Origin of the sequence: Bradyrhizobium semiaridum, assembly GCF_020329505.1 — a bacterium.
Taxonomy (GTDB): domain Bacteria; phylum Pseudomonadota; class Alphaproteobacteria; order Rhizobiales; family Xanthobacteraceae; genus Bradyrhizobium; species Bradyrhizobium semiaridum.
Window position 1 is genome coordinate 75,722 of sequence record NZ_JAGKJJ010000028.1, and the last position, 15,612, is coordinate 91,333.

16 protein-coding genes and 1 pseudogene are annotated in these 15,612 nt (G+C 65.6%); 7 read left to right on the forward strand and 10 right to left on the reverse strand.

Translation table 11 applies throughout. From position 1 onward, the window contains the following. Nucleotides 1-119: 119 nt before the first annotated feature. Complete coding sequence (locus tag J6500_RS26120; RefSeq protein WP_225715565.1) at nt 120-2,369, forward strand: response regulator; 2,250 nt, start codon at nt 120-122, stop codon at nt 2,367-2,369. A gap of 225 nt (nt 2,370-2,594) precedes the next feature. Here J6500_RS26120 and coaA read toward each other — a convergent pair whose 3' ends face one another. The 7 genes from coaA to hisB all read right to left on the reverse strand — a co-directional run bounded on the left by coaA (nt 2,595) and on the right by hisB (nt 7,284). Continuing rightward, a complete protein-coding gene (coaA, locus tag J6500_RS26125) occupies nt 2,595-3,551 on the reverse strand; it encodes a type I pantothenate kinase (protein ID WP_225715566.1) in 957 nt (318 codons plus the stop codon). 14 nt (nt 3,552-3,565) lie between these two features. After that, complete coding sequence (locus tag J6500_RS26130; RefSeq protein ID WP_225715567.1) at nt 3,566-3,889, reverse strand: phosphoribosyl-ATP diphosphatase; 324 nt, start codon at nt 3,887-3,889, stop codon at nt 3,566-3,568. Nucleotides 3,890-3,971: 82 nt separating this feature from the next. After that, nucleotides 3,972-4,748: an imidazole glycerol phosphate synthase subunit HisF gene (gene hisF / locus J6500_RS26135; protein ID WP_225715568.1), complete on the reverse strand. Its 777-nt coding sequence runs from the start codon at nt 4,746-4,748 to the stop codon at nt 3,972-3,974. Between the two features lie 9 nt (nt 4,749-4,757). After that, nucleotides 4,758-5,489, reverse strand: a complete 732-nt coding sequence (hisA, locus tag J6500_RS26140; RefSeq protein ID WP_225715569.1) for a 1-(5-phosphoribosyl)-5-[(5-phosphoribosylamino)methylideneamino]imidazole-4-carboxamide isomerase — start codon at nt 5,487-5,489, stop codon at nt 4,758-4,760. Beyond that, nucleotides 5,486-6,136: an imidazole glycerol phosphate synthase subunit HisH gene (hisH, locus tag J6500_RS26145; RefSeq protein ID WP_225715570.1), complete on the reverse strand. Its 651-nt coding sequence runs from the start codon at nt 6,134-6,136 to the stop codon at nt 5,486-5,488. Before hisH ends, hisA begins: the two co-directional genes overlap by 4 nt. Beyond that, nucleotides 6,133-6,663, reverse strand: a complete 531-nt coding sequence (locus J6500_RS26150) for a DUF2628 domain-containing protein (protein WP_225715571.1) — start codon at nt 6,661-6,663, stop codon at nt 6,133-6,135. Before J6500_RS26150 ends, hisH begins: the two co-directional genes overlap by 4 nt. Before the next feature lie 27 nt (nt 6,664-6,690). After that, on the reverse strand, nt 6,691-7,284 hold the full coding sequence (hisB, locus tag J6500_RS26155) for an imidazoleglycerol-phosphate dehydratase HisB (RefSeq protein ID WP_225715572.1): 594 nt from the start codon (nt 7,282-7,284) through the stop codon (nt 6,691-6,693). A 225-nt stretch (nt 7,285-7,509) separates the two neighbouring features. Here hisB and hslV point away from each other — a divergent pair, with 225 nt between their 5' ends. The 5 genes and pseudogenes from hslV (at nt 7,510) to J6500_RS26180 (ending at nt 11,807) form a co-directional block, all read left to right on the forward strand. After that, entirely contained in the window at nt 7,510-8,067 is a 558-nt protein-coding gene (gene hslV, locus J6500_RS26160) for an ATP-dependent protease subunit HslV (RefSeq protein ID WP_225715573.1), read from the forward strand. Nucleotides 8,068-8,069: 2 nt separating this feature from the next. After that, complete coding sequence (locus J6500_RS26165) at nt 8,070-8,555, forward strand: GNAT family N-acetyltransferase (RefSeq protein WP_225715574.1); 486 nt, start codon at nt 8,070-8,072, stop codon at nt 8,553-8,555. Beyond that, a pseudogene (locus J6500_RS26170) lies at nt 8,552-9,121 on the forward strand (DUF2585 domain-containing protein); the annotation flags it as partial. The gene J6500_RS26165 and the pseudogene J6500_RS26170, both read left to right, overlap by 4 nt. Before the next feature lie 77 nt (nt 9,122-9,198). Beyond that, nucleotides 9,199-10,503, forward strand: coding sequence for an ATP-dependent protease ATPase subunit HslU (gene hslU, locus J6500_RS26175; RefSeq protein ID WP_225715576.1), 1,305 nt, complete (start codon nt 9,199-9,201; stop codon nt 10,501-10,503). 215 nt (nt 10,504-10,718) lie between these two features. Continuing rightward, on the forward strand, nt 10,719-11,807 hold the full coding sequence (locus J6500_RS26180) for a hypothetical protein (protein ID WP_376707860.1): 1,089 nt from the start codon (nt 10,719-10,721) through the stop codon (nt 11,805-11,807). A 50-nt stretch (nt 11,808-11,857) separates the two neighbouring features. On the opposite strand, the gene J6500_RS26185 is transcribed toward J6500_RS26180, so the two are convergent. From J6500_RS26185 to J6500_RS26195, 3 genes are read right to left on the reverse strand one after another with little or no spacing between them, the layout of a single operon-like run. Beyond that, the gene (locus tag J6500_RS26185; protein ID WP_225715578.1) at nt 11,858-12,448 is read right to left on the reverse strand and encodes a Smr/MutS family protein; all 591 of its coding nucleotides are present in this window, start codon (nt 12,446-12,448) and stop codon (nt 11,858-11,860) included. Then, a complete protein-coding gene (mltA, locus tag J6500_RS26190) occupies nt 12,445-14,121 on the reverse strand; it encodes an MltA domain-containing protein (protein WP_225715579.1) in 1,677 nt (558 codons plus the stop codon). The genes J6500_RS26185 and mltA overlap by 4 nt, the downstream gene beginning before the upstream one ends. Further along, complete coding sequence (locus J6500_RS26195; protein ID WP_225715580.1) at nt 14,099-14,803, reverse strand: Tim44/TimA family putative adaptor protein; 705 nt, start codon at nt 14,801-14,803, stop codon at nt 14,099-14,101. Before J6500_RS26195 ends, mltA begins: the two co-directional genes overlap by 23 nt. Before the next feature lie 423 nt (nt 14,804-15,226). Here J6500_RS26195 and secB point away from each other — a divergent pair. Beyond that, on the forward strand, nt 15,227-15,612 hold a 386-nt coding region (secB, locus tag J6500_RS26200), incomplete at its 3' end, for a protein-export chaperone SecB (RefSeq protein WP_225715581.1).

The following is a 15,612-nucleotide window of genomic DNA, read 5'->3' on the forward strand; positions in this document are numbered from 1 at the left end:
ATTAACCTTTCGCTAACGCTGTTCGCAAGGCGGCGCAAAACGTCCGCCTGCTTCAAGCACTTTGCAAGATGGCCGGCGCATCGTCAGCATCGGATCAGGCTATCTCAGGGTCACGATTGATGGGGCGTTTCTTCCGGATCAAGTTGCGCCTTCGCCGCTTCATGCGGCGCCATTCCTGGATCGCGGCGATCCTTCGCTCCTTCATGATCCTCTCCGCCACGTTCGGCGGCGCCTTCGGCTTCATCTCGGCCGCGCTCTCGGACAAGAGCGGCTACGACCCCAACGCGTTCGCGATCGGCGTCAGCTTCCTGTTCGCGCTCGCCTGCCTCTGGATCGTGACGCTCGGCATCCGCATGCGGCTGCTGCGCAAGAAGCTGCGCACCATCGCAACCCACAATGAAGCGATGGCCGACCGCAACTGGGAACTGCAGGAGGCGCAGCAGCGCGCCAGCAATCTGTTCGAGGCCCAAGGCGATCTGATCGTGCTGCGCGACCAGAACGGCCGCATCACCTACGCCAACGACGCCTATTGCGAGCTCGCGCAAGCGCCACGCAGCGAACTGATCGGCAGCACCGCCGTGCTGAAGGTTCTCGAACATGGCGCCGCCGCGCTCGAAGCCAGCGGCACCCGCGTCTACGACCAGAAGATCGAAGGACCGTTCGGCCCGCGCTGGATCGCCTGGCGCGAGGGCCTGGTCCGCAACGACGCCATCGAGGCGGCCGAGGTGCAAAGCGTCGGCCGCGACGTCACCGATCGCACCGAGAGCGAGCGGGCGCTGGCCGAAGCCCGCGATCAGGCCGACGCCGCCAACCGCGCCAAATCGCGCTTCCTCGCGATGGCCAGCCACGAGATACGCACGCCGCTGAACGGCATCATCGGCATGAGCGGGCTGTTGATGGACACCCAGCTGACGCCGGAACAGCTGACCTACGTCAAGGCGGTCAAGACCTCCGGCGATGCGCTGCTGGCGCTGATCGAGGAGCTGCTCGACTATTCCAAGATCGAGGCCGGCAAGATCGACCTCGAGCATCGCGCCTTCGCGCTGTCCGGCCTGATCGAAGACATCACTGAGCTGCTGGCGCCGCGCGCCCAGGCCAAGGGCATCGAGATCGCGGCCTATGTCGACGAGCGGCTGCCGATGCGGGTGATCGGCGACGCCGCGCGGCTGCGCCAAGTGCTGCTCAATCTCGCCGGCAACGCAATCAAATTCACCGCGACCGGCGGCGTCGCATTGATCGTCGAGCCCGGCATCTGGCCGAACGAGATCAGTTTCCTGGTCCGCGACACCGGCATCGGCATCGCGCCGGAAGCGCAGCAGCGGATCTTCCGCGAGTTCGAGCAGGCCGATGAGCGGATCGCGCGCAGCTATGGCGGCACCGGCCTCGGCCTGTCGATCAGCGACCGCATCGTCAAGCGGATGGGCGGCCGCATCGCGCTGGCGAGCACGCCAGGTGCGGGCTCGACCTTCGAAGTGTCGATCCCGCTGGCCGCTGCCGACACCGGCGAAGCCGACAGCTTCGCGCCACCGGACCTGTCCGAGCAATCGATCATGCTGGCCGCGCCGCACAGCATCGAGGTCTCGCTGATCGCGCGGCGGCTGCAGCGCTGGGGCGCGCAGACCAGCATCGTGTCCGATGCCGACGTCGCCGCGGCGCTGCTGCCGGAGCGCGGCTGGCACGCAGTCCTGATCGACCACGCGCTCGGCACCCCGGCAATCGACGCGCTCGCCACCGCCGCCCGCAGCCATGCGGTTCATCGCATCGTGATTTGCACGCCGGCGACGCGGCAGGACCTGCTGGCGCCGGCGAACTCCAGCTTTACCGGCTATCTGGTCAAGCCGCTGCGGGCCGCCTCGCTGGCAGCGCGCCTGACCGCCTCGCCCGAAGTCACGGCGCCGAGTATCGCCGTCGACGCGATCGCCGAGCCCGTCCCCGCCACTTCCGTCGCCGCGCCGCCGGACAAGGGGCTCTCGATCCTGGTCGCCGAGGACAACGAGATCAACGCGCTGTTGATGCGCTCGCTGCTCGCAAGGCTCGGCCACAACGTCGTCGTCACCACCGACGGCGAACAGGCGTTGGAATCCTGGCTATCGGCGCGCTCCGCCGGCACGCCCTACGATCTGGTGCTGATGGACATCCAGATGCCGCGCCTCAACGGCATCGAGACCACCAAGCGCATCCGTGAGCACGAGGCCGGCCAGCCCGGCCGCCGCACCCCGATCCTGGCGCTGACCGCCAACACGCTGGTCGAGGACCGCGATGCCTGCTTCGAAGCCGGCATGGACGGTTTCCTGATCAAGCCGCTCGACCGGGAAAAGCTCGAAGAAGCGCTCACAGGCCTCGCCGCCGCAAGGCATATTGCAGCGTAGGGCGCGCCGCACCCACAACCGTCATCAAGCCGGGTGATGACAGCCGTTACTTGGCAGGCGGCGTGCAACAAACTCAGTGTCGTCCCGGCGAAGGCCGGGACCCAGCCACGAATGGCAGTTGTTGGATAATCGTCTCGCCGCGTGCCCTTTTTCGGCCGCCACGGAGCATGGGTCCCGGCCTTCGCCGGGACGACACCGGTGATGTGGGTGCCGATTGGCGACGAACTACAGCCGCCGCAACGCCACCGACTGCACGACGTGGTCGGGGCCCTTTTTCAGGATCAGCGTCGCGCGCGGCCGGGTCGGCAGGATGTTGTCCTCGAGATTGGCGAGGTTGGTGCGCTCCCAGATCGCGATCGCGGTGGCGGTGGCCTCTTCGTCAGAGAGCGGCGCGTAGCGGTGGAAGTAGGATCTCGGATCGGTGAATGCGGTGTCGCGCAGTGCCAGGAAGCGCTTGATGTACCACTGCCGGAGCACGGCTTCATCGGCATCGATATAGACAGAGAAGTCGAAGAAGTCGGAGACGAACGGCACTGCCTTGCCGTCGCGCGGCAACCGGCCGGCCTGCAGCACGTTGACGCCTTCGACGATCAGGATGTCGGGCTGGTCGATCTCGACCCATTTGTTCGGCACGATGTCGTAGGTCAGATGCGAATAGACCGGCGCCCGCACGTGGCGGCGCCCCGCCTTGATGTCGCTGAGGAACGACAGCAACGTCGGCAGATCGTAGCTTTCCGGAAAGCCCTTCTTCTGCATGAGGCCCTGCCGCTCGAGCACGGCATTCGGAAACAGGAAACCGTCGGTCGTGATCAGGTCGACCTTCGGCCGCGGCGACCAGCGCGCCAGCATCGCCTGCAGCACGCGTGCCGTGGTCGACTTGCCGACGGCGACCGATCCGGCGACGCCGATGATGTAGGGCATCTTGCGGTCGCGGATGTTGAGGAACTGGCGCTGCGAATAATACAGGCGCTGGGTCGCATCGACATAGATCGAGAGCAGGCGCGACAGCGGCAAATAGATGTCCTCGACCTCCTGCAAGTCGAGGCGGTCGTGCATCGAGCGCAGGCGGTCGAACTCGCCCGGCTCCAGCGTCATCGGCGTGTCGTCGCGCAAATGCGCCCATTGCTGGCGCGTGAAGATGCGGTACGGATTGTATTGCTGATCTGGTGCCCGGATATCCATGAGACGCCCCTTGATCAATCGCGCTTGCGCGACGCCTTCTCTTCCAGTCCGGACATCGCGGTGCGCTTCTCCAGCGCCGCCTCGACATCCTCCAACTTCACGCCACGCGACTTCAGCAGCACCAGCAGGTGAAACAGCAGATCGGCACTCTCGGCGATGAGATGATCACGATTATTCCCGACCGCCGCGATCACCGTCTCGACCGCTTCCTCGCCCAGCTTCTTGGCGCAGTGCTCCGCGCCCTTGTCGAGCAGCTTGCGGGTGTAGGACGCCTCGCCGCCCGTTGCAGCGCGGGCGTCGATGGTGGCCGCCAGATCGTGGACCGTGAAACGCGACATCAACTCAACTCAAGCACGTGCGCCGGCACCGTCCCGGTGCCATCCCCAAGGTGGCAATTTAGCATTTCTGTCACAAGGAGTCCTAAGGATCGATGCGCATCGGCAGCCCGGCGCGCACCATGTGATCCTTGGCCTGGCGGATCGTGAATTCCCCGAAGTGGAAGATCGAGGCGGCCAGCACGCCGGTGGCATGACCTTCGCGGACGCCATCGACCAGATGGTCGAGATTGCCGACGCCACCGGAGGCGATGACCGGTACGGGGACACTGTCCGCGATCGCCCGGGTCAACGGCAGGTCAAAACCTTGCCGGGTACCGTCCCGGTCCATCGAGGTCAGCAGGATCTCGCCGGCGCCGAGCGTAACGACCTCCTGGGCATATTCGATGGCGTCGATGCCGGTGGCATTGCGACCGCCATGGGTGAAGATCTCCCAGCGGTCCGAGCCGCCGGCACGCTTGACCCGTTTGGCGTCGATCGCGACCACGATGCATTGCTCGCCGAACTTCTCGGCCGCTTCCTTCACGAATTCGCGGCGGCTGACGGCGGCCGAGTTGATCGAGACCTTGTCGGCGCCGGAGCGCAGCAGCGTCTTGATATCGTCGACGGTGCGGACGCCGCCGCCGACGGTCAGCGGCATGAAGCAGGCCTCCGCCGTCCGCCGCACCACATCCAGCATGATGCCGCGGTTCTCATGGGTGGCGGTGATGTCGAGGAAGGTGAGCTCGTCGGCGCCGGCGGCGTCATAGGCGATCGCGGCCTCGACCGGATCACCGGCATCGCGCAGGTCGACGAAGTTGACGCCCTTGACCACGCGCCCGTCCTTGACGTCGAGACAGGGGATCACGCGAACCTTGAACATATCCGTCTCCTAGGCCGCGCTGCGGATCAGCTTGAGCGCCGCGGCCGGATCGAGCCGCCCGTCATAGAGCGCGCGGCCGACGATGGCACCGGCCAGCTTCTTGGCGCGCGGCTCGAGCAGCGCCTTAACGTCGTCGATCGAGGCGAAGCCGCCGGAGGCGATCACCGGGATCGCGATACGGTCGGCGAGCGCGATCGTGGCGTCGAGGTTGAGGCCCTTGAGCAGGCCGTCGCGGGCGATGTCGGTGAAGATGATCGCGGCGACACCGGCATCCTCGAAACGCTGGGCGATCTCGAGTGCGGTGACATGCGAAGTCTCGGCCCAGCCTTCGACCGCGACCTTGCCGTCGCGCGCGTCGAGCCCGACCGCGACACGGCCGGGGAATTTCTTCGCCGCGCCCTTCACCAGTTCGGGGTCGCGCACCGCCGCGGTGCCGATGATCACACGCGTGATGCCCTTGTCGAGCCAGGCCTCGATGGTCTTGAGGTCGCGAATGCCGCCACCGAGCTGCACCGGCATCTTGATGGCCTGGAGCATCGCCTCCACCGCCTGTGCGTTCATCGGCTTGCCGGCGAACGCGCCGTCGAGATCGACGACATGCAGATACTCAAAACCCTGCGCGGCGAAGGCGCGCGCCTGCGCCGCCGGATCGAGATTGAACACGGTGGCTCGCGCCATGTCGCCCTGCTCCAGGCGCACGCACTGGCCGTTCTTCAGGTCAACCGCTGGAAAGAGGATCACGGCTTCCACTTCAAGAAATTCGAGATCAGGGCCAGCCCAAAACGCTGGCTCTTCTCGGGGTGAAACTGGGTGCCGATCGCGGTGTCCTTGCCGACGATCGCAGTCACCGGCCCGCCATAGTCGGCACGCGCCAGCACGTCCGCCTCGTTGGCGGCGTTGAGGTGATAGGAGTGCACGAAATAGGCGTGACGGCCCTTCGGCCCGAGCGGCAGCCGTTCCAGCACCGGGTGCTCGCGGATCGGGTCCAGCGTGTTCCAGCCCATATGCGGGACCTTCAGGTTCTCGTCGCGCGGCACGATCTTCTCGACATCGCCCGCGATCCAGTCGAAGCCCTCGGTCGTGACGTGCTCCTTGCCGCGCGTCGCCATCAGCTGCATGCCGACACAGATGCCGAAGAACGGCCGCGCCTTGACCCTGACCGCCTCGGTGAGCGCCTCCAGCATGCCGTCGACCGCATCGACGCCGCGGCGGCAATCCGCGAAGGCGCCGACACCTGGCAGCACGATGCGATCCGCGCGGTACACCGCATCTGGATCGCGCGTCACCTTGATGGCCTGCGGATCCTCCATGCTGCGCGCCGCGCGCTCGAAGGCCTTGGCCGCCGAATGCAGATTGCCGGAGCCGTAATCGATGATTGCAACGCTCATCGCGATCCTCCTGGCTCTGGAAACAGTCCGATAATGCCGCCTTGCGGCAGCGGGGGGGGTTTTGAGAACGGCTCGCCGGCAACGCTTCGGGTCGGCGGCGGCGCGCCGCGATCGACCGATCGCTGATCGTTGACGACACCGCGATGCCGCGCCGCCCAGCGATCGAAGAAGCGGCGCTCGGCCGCCTCCTCATCGTCGGCCACCACGATGTCGAGCTGGCGCCATTTGCGCCGCGACAGCGTCCAGCGCTGCAGGCTCGCCGCCTCCAATCCAAGCAGCAGCATCAAGACGAGGTCGACGAGCAGGATCGCGCCACGGCCGATGCCGAGCTTGGCCAGGATGAAGTCGACCGCAAAGGTGAGGACGAGCCAGCCGATCAGGGCCAGCCACAGCCGATGCCAGGCAAGCCAGATCACGCCCGCAAGCGCGGCCCAGAAATGGAAGCCGTCGCGCACGAAGGCGAACTTGTCGGTCGCCGCAAGGTCGGCGCCGTTCCCCGAGGGGGCATGCACTGTGTAGACCGGCATTCGAAACTCCGCCGCAGATAGCAGAAGTCAGCCGCCGAGCTGACCCTTGGTCGAGGGCACCTCGCCCTGGGCGCGCGGATCGATCGCGACCGCCGCCCGGAGCACCCTCGCCAGACCCTTGAAACAGGATTCGGCGATATGATGGCTGTTCTCGCCATATAAGGTCTCGACATGGAGAGTCACGCCGGCGTTCATCGCAAAGGCGTTGAACCACTCGCGCACCAGCTCGGTGTCGAACTCGCCGATCTTGTCGCGCGGGAAGTCGGCCTTGAACACCAGCACCGGCCGGCCCGAAATGTCGATCACGATCCGGGTCAGCGTCTCGTCCATCGGCATATGGATCGAGGCATAGCGGGTGATGCCGGCCATGTTGCCGAGTGCCTGCTTGACGGCCTGGCCGAGCGCGATGCCGACGTCCTCGGTGGTGTGGTGGTAATCGACATGGAGATCGCCATCGGCCTTCACCGCGATGTCGATGCGGGAATGCCGGGCCAGGAGATCGAGCATATGATCGAAGAAGCCGATCCCGGTCGAAACCGTGGATACGCCTGATCCGTCGAGGTTGACCGTCACCTCGACGTCGGTCTCCTTGGTCTTGCGCTTGATGGTTGCGGTGCGCATGAAAATTAAGCTTTCTCGTGCCGAAAACGCCGGTCTTTTAACAGGCGGATGTCACCTTCGCTACTGCGGGATGACGGCGAAAAGCCTGAACTTGCCGCCATGGTGACCGGAATTCCCGGCCCGTCTCGGGATGGCCTGTTTCGGGCCGGCGCGAAAACACGCCAAATCGGCCCAATTGTATCCCCTCGCCCGACGGCCTAAATCTGCCGGGAAGAGAGGTAATCTATGCAAGCATCCCCAAACGAGCTGCCGGTCTGGCATGGCACCACGATCTGCACGGTCCGCAAGGGCGGCAAGGTCGTGATCGGCGGCGACGGGCAGGTCTCGATCGGCCAGACCGTGATCAAGGCCAATGCCAAGAAGGTCCGCCGGATCGGCAAGGGCGACGTGATCGGCGGCTTCGCCGGCGCCACCGCCGACGCCTTTACCCTGTTCGAGCGGCTCGAGAGCAAGCTGGAGCAATATCCGGGACAATTGACCCGGGCGGCCGTCGAGCTCGCCAAGGACTGGCGCACCGACCGTTATCTGCGCCGCCTCGAAGCCATGATGATCGTCGCCGACAAGGACGTCTCCCTGGTGCTGACCGGGACCGGCGACGTGCTGGAGCCGGAGTCCGGGGTGATGGCGATCGGCTCCGGCGGCAATTATGCGCTGGCCGCGGCCCGTGCGCTGGCCGACACCGACAAGGACGCCGAGACCATCGTGCGCCGCGCGCTCGATATCGCCGCCGACATCTGCGTCTACACCAACCGCAACGTAACGATCGAATCGATCGGCGGCTGAGTATGGCCGCTCCCTACCGCTTCCGCCCGATGACGGCGGCCGATCTGCCGGAGATCAAGCGCTGGCTGGCGCTGCCGCATGTCCGGGAGTGGTGGGGTGATCCGGACGAGCAATATGCGCTGGTCAGCGGCGATCTCGATGAACCGGCGATGGATCAGTTCATCGTCGAATTCGCCGGCAAGGATGTCGGCTACATCCAGTGCTACAGCCTGACGGCGTGGAATTCCGGCTTCGGCGCGCATCCTGAGGGCACCCGCGGCATCGATCTGTTCATCGGCGAACCCGACATGGTCGGGGGCGGCCACGGCTCCGCGCTGATCCGCGCCTTTGCCGATGCGCGACTGGCGGAGGGCGCACCGCGCGTCGTCACCGATCCCGATCCGGCCAATCCGTGCGCGATTCGGGCTTACGAGAAGGCCGGCTTCGAGCGCGTGCGCCTGGTCGAGACGCCTGACGGCACGGCATTGCTGATGGTGCGCGACGCATGACGCTGCTGCGCGACGAGGGCAAGGGCATTGCGGCATGGCATTGGTTCGCGATCGCAGCAGTGCTGCTCGCGCTGCAGGCCGTGCTGCTCTACATGATGGGCCGCCTGCCGATCTGCGCCTGCGGCTATGTCAAACTCTGGCACGGCAGCGTGCAGAGCTCGGAGAATTCGCAGCACATCGCCGACTGGTACACGCCGTCGCATGGGCTGCACGGCATGCTGTTCTACGGCCTGACATTCCTCGCGCTGCCGCGGCTTGCCTGGCCCGCGCGGCTGATCGCGGCGATGCTGATCGAGGGCACCTGGGAGCTGGTCGAGAATTCCAACTTCATCATCGAGCGCTACCGCGCCGGCACGATCTCGCTGGACTATTACGGCGACACGATCGTCAATTCGGTGTCGGACACGCTGGCGATGGTGTCGGGATTCCTGATGGCGCGCAAGCTGCCGGTGGTGGCGACGGTCGCGCTCGGCATTTTGTTCGAGATCGTGCTGCTGCTCCACATTCGCGACAATCTGACGCTGAACATCATCATGCTGATCCACCCGTTCGACGCGATCAAACAATGGCAGGCCGGACCGCCGATTCTCTAGGCGCAAGACTGCCGCTTGCCGAGACCCGATTATCAACCTAGCTAAAGCCGATGACCGACTTCTCCCCCCGTGAAATTGTTTCCGAACTCGACCGCTTCATCGTCGGCCAAGCCGATGCCAAACGCGCCGTCTCGATCGCCCTGCGCAACCGCTGGCGGCGGCTGCAGCTCGCCGGTTCCCTGCGCGAGGAAGTGCTGCCGAAGAACATCCTGATGATCGGGCCGACCGGCGTCGGCAAGACCGAGATCGCGCGGCGGCTGGCCAAGCTTGCGGGCGCACCGTTCCTCAAGGTCGAGGCGACCAAGTTCACCGAGGTCGGCTATGTCGGCCGCGACGTCGAGCAGATCATCCGCGATCTCGTCGAGGTCGCGATCGCGCAAGTGCGCGAGCGCAAGCGCAAGGACGTCCAGGCCCGTGCCCAGCTCGCCGCCGAGGAGCGCGTGCTGGATGCGCTGGTCGGCCCCGGCTCGAGTCCGGCGACGCGCGAGTCGTTCCGCAAGAAGCTGCGCGCCGGTGAGCTCAACGACAAGGAAATCGAGATCGAGACGCAGTCGGGCGGCAGCGGCATGCCGATGTTCGAGATCCCCGGCATGCCCGGCGCCCAGATGGGTGCGATCTCGCTCGGCGACATCTTCGGCAAGATGGGCGGCCGCAGCAAGACGCGTCGCCTCACCGTCGAAGGCTCGCACGAGATCCTCGTCAACGAGGAATCCGACAAGCTGCTCGACACCGACCAATTGGTGCAGGAGGCGATCAGCGCGGTCGAGAACAACGGCATCGTGTTCCTCGACGAGATCGACAAGATCTGCGTGCGCGAGAACCGCGCCGGCGGCGACGTATCGCGCGAAGGCGTGCAGCGCGATCTGCTGCCGCTGATCGAGGGCACCACGGTCTCGACCAAGCACGGCGCTGTCAAAACCGATCACGTGCTGTTCATCGCCTCGGGCGCCTTCCACATCGCAAAACCGTCGGACCTGTTGCCCGAATTGCAGGGCCGCCTGCCGATCCGCGTCGAGCTGCAGGCGCTGACCCGCGACGACATGCGGCGGATCCTGACCGAGCCCGAGGCGTCGCTGATCAAGCAGTATGTCGCGCTGATGAAGACCGAGGGCGTCACCCTCGACATCACCGACGGCGCGATCGACGCCCTCGCCGACATCGCTGTCGCCGTCAATTCGACGGTCGAGAACATCGGCGCGCGGCGGCTGCAGACCGTGATGGAGCGGGTGCTTGACGACATCTCCTTCACTGCCCCCGACCGCCACGGCGAAACCATCCAGGTCGATGCCGATTACGTGACCAAGCACGTCGGCGATCTCGCCAAGAACGCCGATCTCAGCCGGTTTATCTTGTAGCTCGGCACCCTCAACTTATCTTGTAGCTCGGCACCCTCAACCGTCGTCCCGGCGAAGGCCGGGACCCATAACCACCGGCGGCAATTGTTGATGCAAGCTGCGGCCCCAGCCCTTGCCAAACGTGGATCTGTGGTTATGGGTCCCGGCTCGCGCTTCGCTTTGCCGGGACGACGATGAGTTTGAAACTAACATGGTGGCAAAACCCGTGGCGCTTGATGCTGGCCATCAACGCGGCCGTGCTGGTCGGGGTGTTCCTGCACAAGATCGCGCTGCCGCCCTACGTTCCCTACATCCACCTGCTGGTCGACTATCACTACGGCTTCACCAAGCGCGCGCTGATCGGCGCGATCGTCGCGCTGTTCACCGCCAAGGTGCCGGTGTGGCTGGTGTTCGCGCTCGCCGGCGCGATCTGGCTGGTGACGCTCGGCCTGTTCATCAAACTGTTCCGCCGCACCTTCGGATTCGGCGACGCGCAGCTGCCGCTGTTCGTCTTCATCGCGGGCTCGCCGTTCTTCCTGAAGAACTTCATGCACACGCTCGGCCATTTCGACATCGATGGCTGCGCGCTGACCCTGGTGCTGCTGCTGATCCCGGCGCGCTCGATCGGCTATGTGCTCATCGCAGCGCTGGTCTCGATCGCGCTGATCCTGGTCCACCACATCTTCGTCCTGATGTATGTACCTGTCATCGCCGCCATCGTGGTGCTGCGCTTCTACCTGGCGCACGGCGTGACGCGGCTGAACGCTGCGATCGGGATTGCCTCGCTTGCCGCGGTCGGCATCCTGTTCCTGGTCGCGCAATTCGCCGGCACCGTGCCGGTGCCGTATGACGAGTTCATTCGTCACCTGCAAAGCCGGATGGCCGATCCGTCGCGCACCGACCTGCTGCAATTCGGCTACATCTGGTACCAGCCGCTGTCGAAGGAGATCGCCGACACCTGGGGACGCATGCCCTCGAACATCCTCGGCATTCCGGTGTTCGCGCTCTTGATCTGGCTGCACACACCGCTGTGGCAGTATTTCGCGCGGCTGATCGGCGCGCTGGCGAGCGAGCTGCACCGCCGGATCGTGATCGCCTCCCTCGTTTTGATCAGCGCCGGCTATCTCATCATGTTCGCGGTCGTGTTCGACTATTCGCGCTGGATCTCGAACTGGGCGGTCTGCATGTTCCTGATGCTGCACGCCGTGAAGATGCTGCCGGCGTCGAAGGAGGTCTCCCTGATCCCGCCGGATGATCGCAAGACCAACATCTTCGGATGGATCATCACCGTGATCCCGCGCGTCGGGATCGTACGTCCGTTTTAGTGAGCATGATCTGGTTGAAAAACCGCTTCACACTTTTCCGGACCACGCTTTTAGCGAGCCCTGCGGACCCGCACATAGAGCGCGCCCTCGCCCCCATGGCCGATATGGGCTTCCTCGAAGCCGACCACCAGCGCGCGGAATTCCGGCAGGCTGAGCCATTCCGGCACCTGACGCCGCAGCACGCCACGCTCGGCATCCTGGCCGCCGACCTTGCCCTTGCCGGTGATGACGAGCACGAAGGTCAGCCCATCATGATGCGCGCGTTGCAGGAAGCCGAACAGCATGCGATGCGCACGCATCTGCGTCATGCCGTGCAGATCGAGCCGCGCATCGATCTCCTGCCGGCCGCGCGACAACTTTGATCGCTCGCGCCGGCCGACCGGCGCGAGCGGCGGCATCAGCGGGCGCGGCGCCGGCGCAGCCTTCACGGGCGCTGCGACCTTGACCGGAACGGGCTTGGCCGCGACGGGATGCATAGCCGGCTCAGAGGCAGGCGCGTGGGCCTTCGCGCCAGACGCCTTCTTGCGCAGCGGCTTGACGTGCTTGGCCACGCTTTCCCAGAGCGCGCGCTCCTCCTCGCTCAGCGCACGCTTGCGCCGCGACGGAGCGGAGAGATCGGGGATCGGCGCAGGACGTTTCATCGCTCATCGTGACGGTGGCGTCGATAGCGTCGCTTCTTCGGCGGTTGCGGAATGTCGGGCCGGGCGGCCGGCAGCGGCACCGGTTCTGCCACAGGCGCGGCCTGTGCGACAGGGGTCGTTGCTGCGGGCGCCGATGGCACAGCGGGCGCGGCGTCCTTCGTGTCGGCCGGCCCCTTGGCCGCCGCGCTGGTGGTGCTCTTGGCCGGAGGCTTAGCGCCGTCCTTGGCGCCATCCCTGGCCACGTCTTTCGCCGTGCCCCCGGCGACCGTCCCGACCGGCATATCGGCCGGCTTTTCCGCCGGCTTGTCCTTTGGCGGCTCGGTCTGCGGAAACTCCTTGGCGATCTTCGCCGACGGCCGCGCATCGGGCACCGGCAGCTTGCGGCCGCGGGCAACCGGATCGAGGCCCTTCGGCACCAGCATGACGAACTGCATGGTGTGCTTCAGCCGTCCGGACACCTTTCCGGCATCCGCGCCGGCGCCGAAATAGAGGTCGGCGCGCGCCGGGCCGACGATCGCCGAGCCGGTGTCCTGCGCGATCATCAGCCGGTGGAACGGCGTCTTCGACTGCTCGGATTCGATCGGCAGCTCGCCGGCGATGAAGAACGGCGTGCCGTAGACATGCAGCGCCTTGTCGACCGCGATCGAGCGGCCCGCCGTCAGCGGCACGCCCTGGGCGCCGACGGCTTCATCCTTGTCCGACAGCTGCACCTCGCGGAAGAACACATAGGCGCGGTTCTGCCGCCGCAGCTCCTTGGCGCCGTCGGGGTTCTGCTCCATCCACTCCCGGATCTTCTGCATCGACATCTGATCCTTCGGGATGATGCCGCGGTCGATCAGCACGCGCCCGACTGGCGTATAGGGGTAGCCATTATGCGCGTCGTAATTGATGCGCAGCGTGGTGCCGTCCGCGAACTTGATCCGCGCCGAGCCCTGGATTTGCGCGAACAGCAGGTCGGTCTGGCTCTTCAGCCAGGCGATCTCCAGCCCGCGGCCGGCGATGGCGCCGTCCTCGATCTGGGCTCGGTCGTAATAGGGCACCAGCTTGCGGCGGCCGATTTTGCGATACACCGGGCCGCTGTTGGGCAGACCGACCGAGCTCTGGTTCTTGCCGCGCACGAACAGGTTGGACGGGCGGCGATAGACCGGAACGTTGTAGACGTCGGTCTGGGTCCGCGACCCCTCGAGAATGGGCTCGTAATAGCCGGTGACGAAGCCGGCATCCTCGCCGAGACGCGAGATCCGCAGCGGCACGAAATTCTGCTCGAAGAAATCCTTCGCCTTGCCGGCATCGGCGAGATCGAGCCCCCTGGCGATCCGGCAGGGATCGCGCAGCGAGCTGCCGAGCGCCTTCGCGTCCGGCGGCGCGCCGCGCTGCGCCGCGATCGGCTTGCAGCTGGTGCGGAACGCCTTGTAGGCGGAGAGCTGGTCGTCGTCCTTCCAGCCGGGAACATTGCCCCAGGTCAGCGGCTCATACTGGCTGCCGCTGACCTGCAGCGGCAGTTCCAGGTTGGGATAGGGGATCGGGTGGGAATGTTCGTGTCGCGGCGGGGGATGCCGGCTGGTCCGGTAGCGCGCGGCGATCGCCGCGGTGGAACACAGGACAGCGAGCGCGCAACACGCGACTGCGAGGCGCCCGTAGCTGAGATGTTTAGTGAGCGCTTCCAGTGCCAACCAGCTTCCAGTTCGGATCGCGGGAAGTCGCATCGCGAGCAAAGGTCCAAACGTCGGTAATGTCGGCAACCTTGTCCGGGCTGCCGTCGACAATCGTGCCCGCCTTGTCGCGGGTGACCGAGATCATCTGCGACACGAAGCGGACGGTCAGTTGTGCCGTCCGGTCGCGCGTCTCCGCATTCACGATCTCGGCCTTGTCGATCGACACGAACCGGGTCTCGGTCTTCTGCTCGTGCTTCTCGCGATCCTTGATTGCGGCCTCGAAGCTTTCATAGACCTCGGACGACAACAGATCCTTAAGCGCGCGACGGTCGCCATTGGCGAAGGCCAGCACGATCATCTCATAGGCGGAGCGGGCGCCCGACAGGAAATGCCGCGGATCGAACGAGGAATCCTGGGCCACGATGGCATCGAGCCCCTGGGCCAGCGGCGTACCGGGTTCGGCGATGCCCTTCCAGCGGTCGGTGGGCTCGGCCGGCTCGGCGCTCGGCGGCATCGGGGGCTGGTCGATCACCGACCCCGGCATCGGAACCACATTGTTGTCCTGGCCGCGCTGCACGACGTTGGGCGCGGCGCGATCATAGGGCGGCCGCTCGCTTCCCGTGCGCTGTCCGAGCACGCTGCGCAGCCGCAGGAAGATGAACACGGCCAGCGCCAGGAAGATGATGGTGTAGATATCCACGTCGATTTCGCTTTCTGGTCTCTGCCGGCAACGGGCCGGCCGTCCAAGCGTTCCCCGGTCAGGAACGGCAGAGATTACATCACCGATTGAGTCCGCAGCATGTAGGCACGAAACTATGCCCGGCCAATGGCGCTTTTTGGCACGGGCAAGTGTAGCGCGTTTTGGCAGCCGGGGGAAATCGTTCCTTTGCGGGAAATCGCGCATCTTCAATCATTTAGGGAGCTGTTAACGGGTCGGAGAGCTCGTCCTTGCGCCGCCGCCGCGCAACAATTGGGCGAACCTTCCGCGACCTCCCCGGGCTCGTCGTCCTTGTCGAGCGCGCCGGGCCTATGATAGCCACTCGCGCGGCATCGGCATTTCCAACCAGTTTAACGCGTGCCGTCGGACATCCTGTCCATCGAGCGCCGCTTCAGGAGACATTTCATGACCAACGGCAACGGCGCACCCGTCGAACAGGCCCCGCCCCAGCTCAACGTGCTGGCGCAGTACACCAAGGACCTGTCGTTCGAGAACCCGAACGCACCGGCCTCGCTCGGCCCGCAGCAGCAGCAGCCGGCGATCAACATCCAGATCAACGTCTCGGCCAACAACCTGTCGGAACACGAGTACGAGGTGATCCTGTCGATCGAGGGCAAGGCCGAAGGCGCCGGCAAGGTGATGTTCAGCTTCGACCTGGCCTATGCCGGCGTGTTCCGGGTCGTGAACGTGCCGAAGGAAAACCTGCATCCGCTGGTCATGATCGAATGCCCGCGCCTGCTGTTCCCGTTCGCGCGTGAAATCGTCGCAACCGCAGTGCGCGACGGCGGCTT

Bases quoted from the DNA above. Each gene is read 5' to 3' on its own strand.
- J6500_RS26120 (WP_225715565.1), top strand. From the start codon at position 120: ATGGGGCGTTTCTTCCGGATCAAGTTGCGCCTTCGCCGCTTCATGCGG.
- coaA (WP_225715566.1), bottom strand. From the start codon at position 3,551: ATGGATATCCGGGCACCAGATCAGCAATACAATCCGTACCGCATCTTC.
- J6500_RS26130 (WP_225715567.1), bottom strand. From the start codon at position 3,889: ATGTCGCGTTTCACGGTCCACGATCTGGCGGCCACCATCGACGCCCGC.
- hisF (WP_225715568.1), bottom strand. From the start codon at position 4,748: ATGTTCAAGGTTCGCGTGATCCCCTGTCTCGACGTCAAGGACGGGCGC.
- hisH (WP_225715570.1), bottom strand. From the start codon at position 6,136: ATGAGCGTTGCAATCATCGATTACGGCTCCGGCAATCTGCATTCGGCG.
- J6500_RS26150 (WP_225715571.1), bottom strand. From the start codon at position 6,663: ATGCCGGTCTACACAGTGCATGCCCCCTCGGGGAACGGCGCCGACCTT.
- hisB (WP_225715572.1), bottom strand. From the start codon at position 7,284: ATGCGCACCGCAACCATCAAGCGCAAGACCAAGGAGACCGACGTCGAG.
- hslV (WP_225715573.1), top strand. From the start codon at position 7,510: ATGCAAGCATCCCCAAACGAGCTGCCGGTCTGGCATGGCACCACGATC.
- J6500_RS26165 (WP_225715574.1), top strand. From the start codon at position 8,070: ATGGCCGCTCCCTACCGCTTCCGCCCGATGACGGCGGCCGATCTGCCG.
- hslU (WP_225715576.1), top strand. From the start codon at position 9,199: ATGACCGACTTCTCCCCCCGTGAAATTGTTTCCGAACTCGACCGCTTC.
- J6500_RS26180 (WP_376707860.1), top strand. From the start codon at position 10,719: ATGCTGGCCATCAACGCGGCCGTGCTGGTCGGGGTGTTCCTGCACAAG.
- J6500_RS26185 (WP_225715578.1), bottom strand. From the start codon at position 12,448: ATGAAACGTCCTGCGCCGATCCCCGATCTCTCCGCTCCGTCGCGGCGC.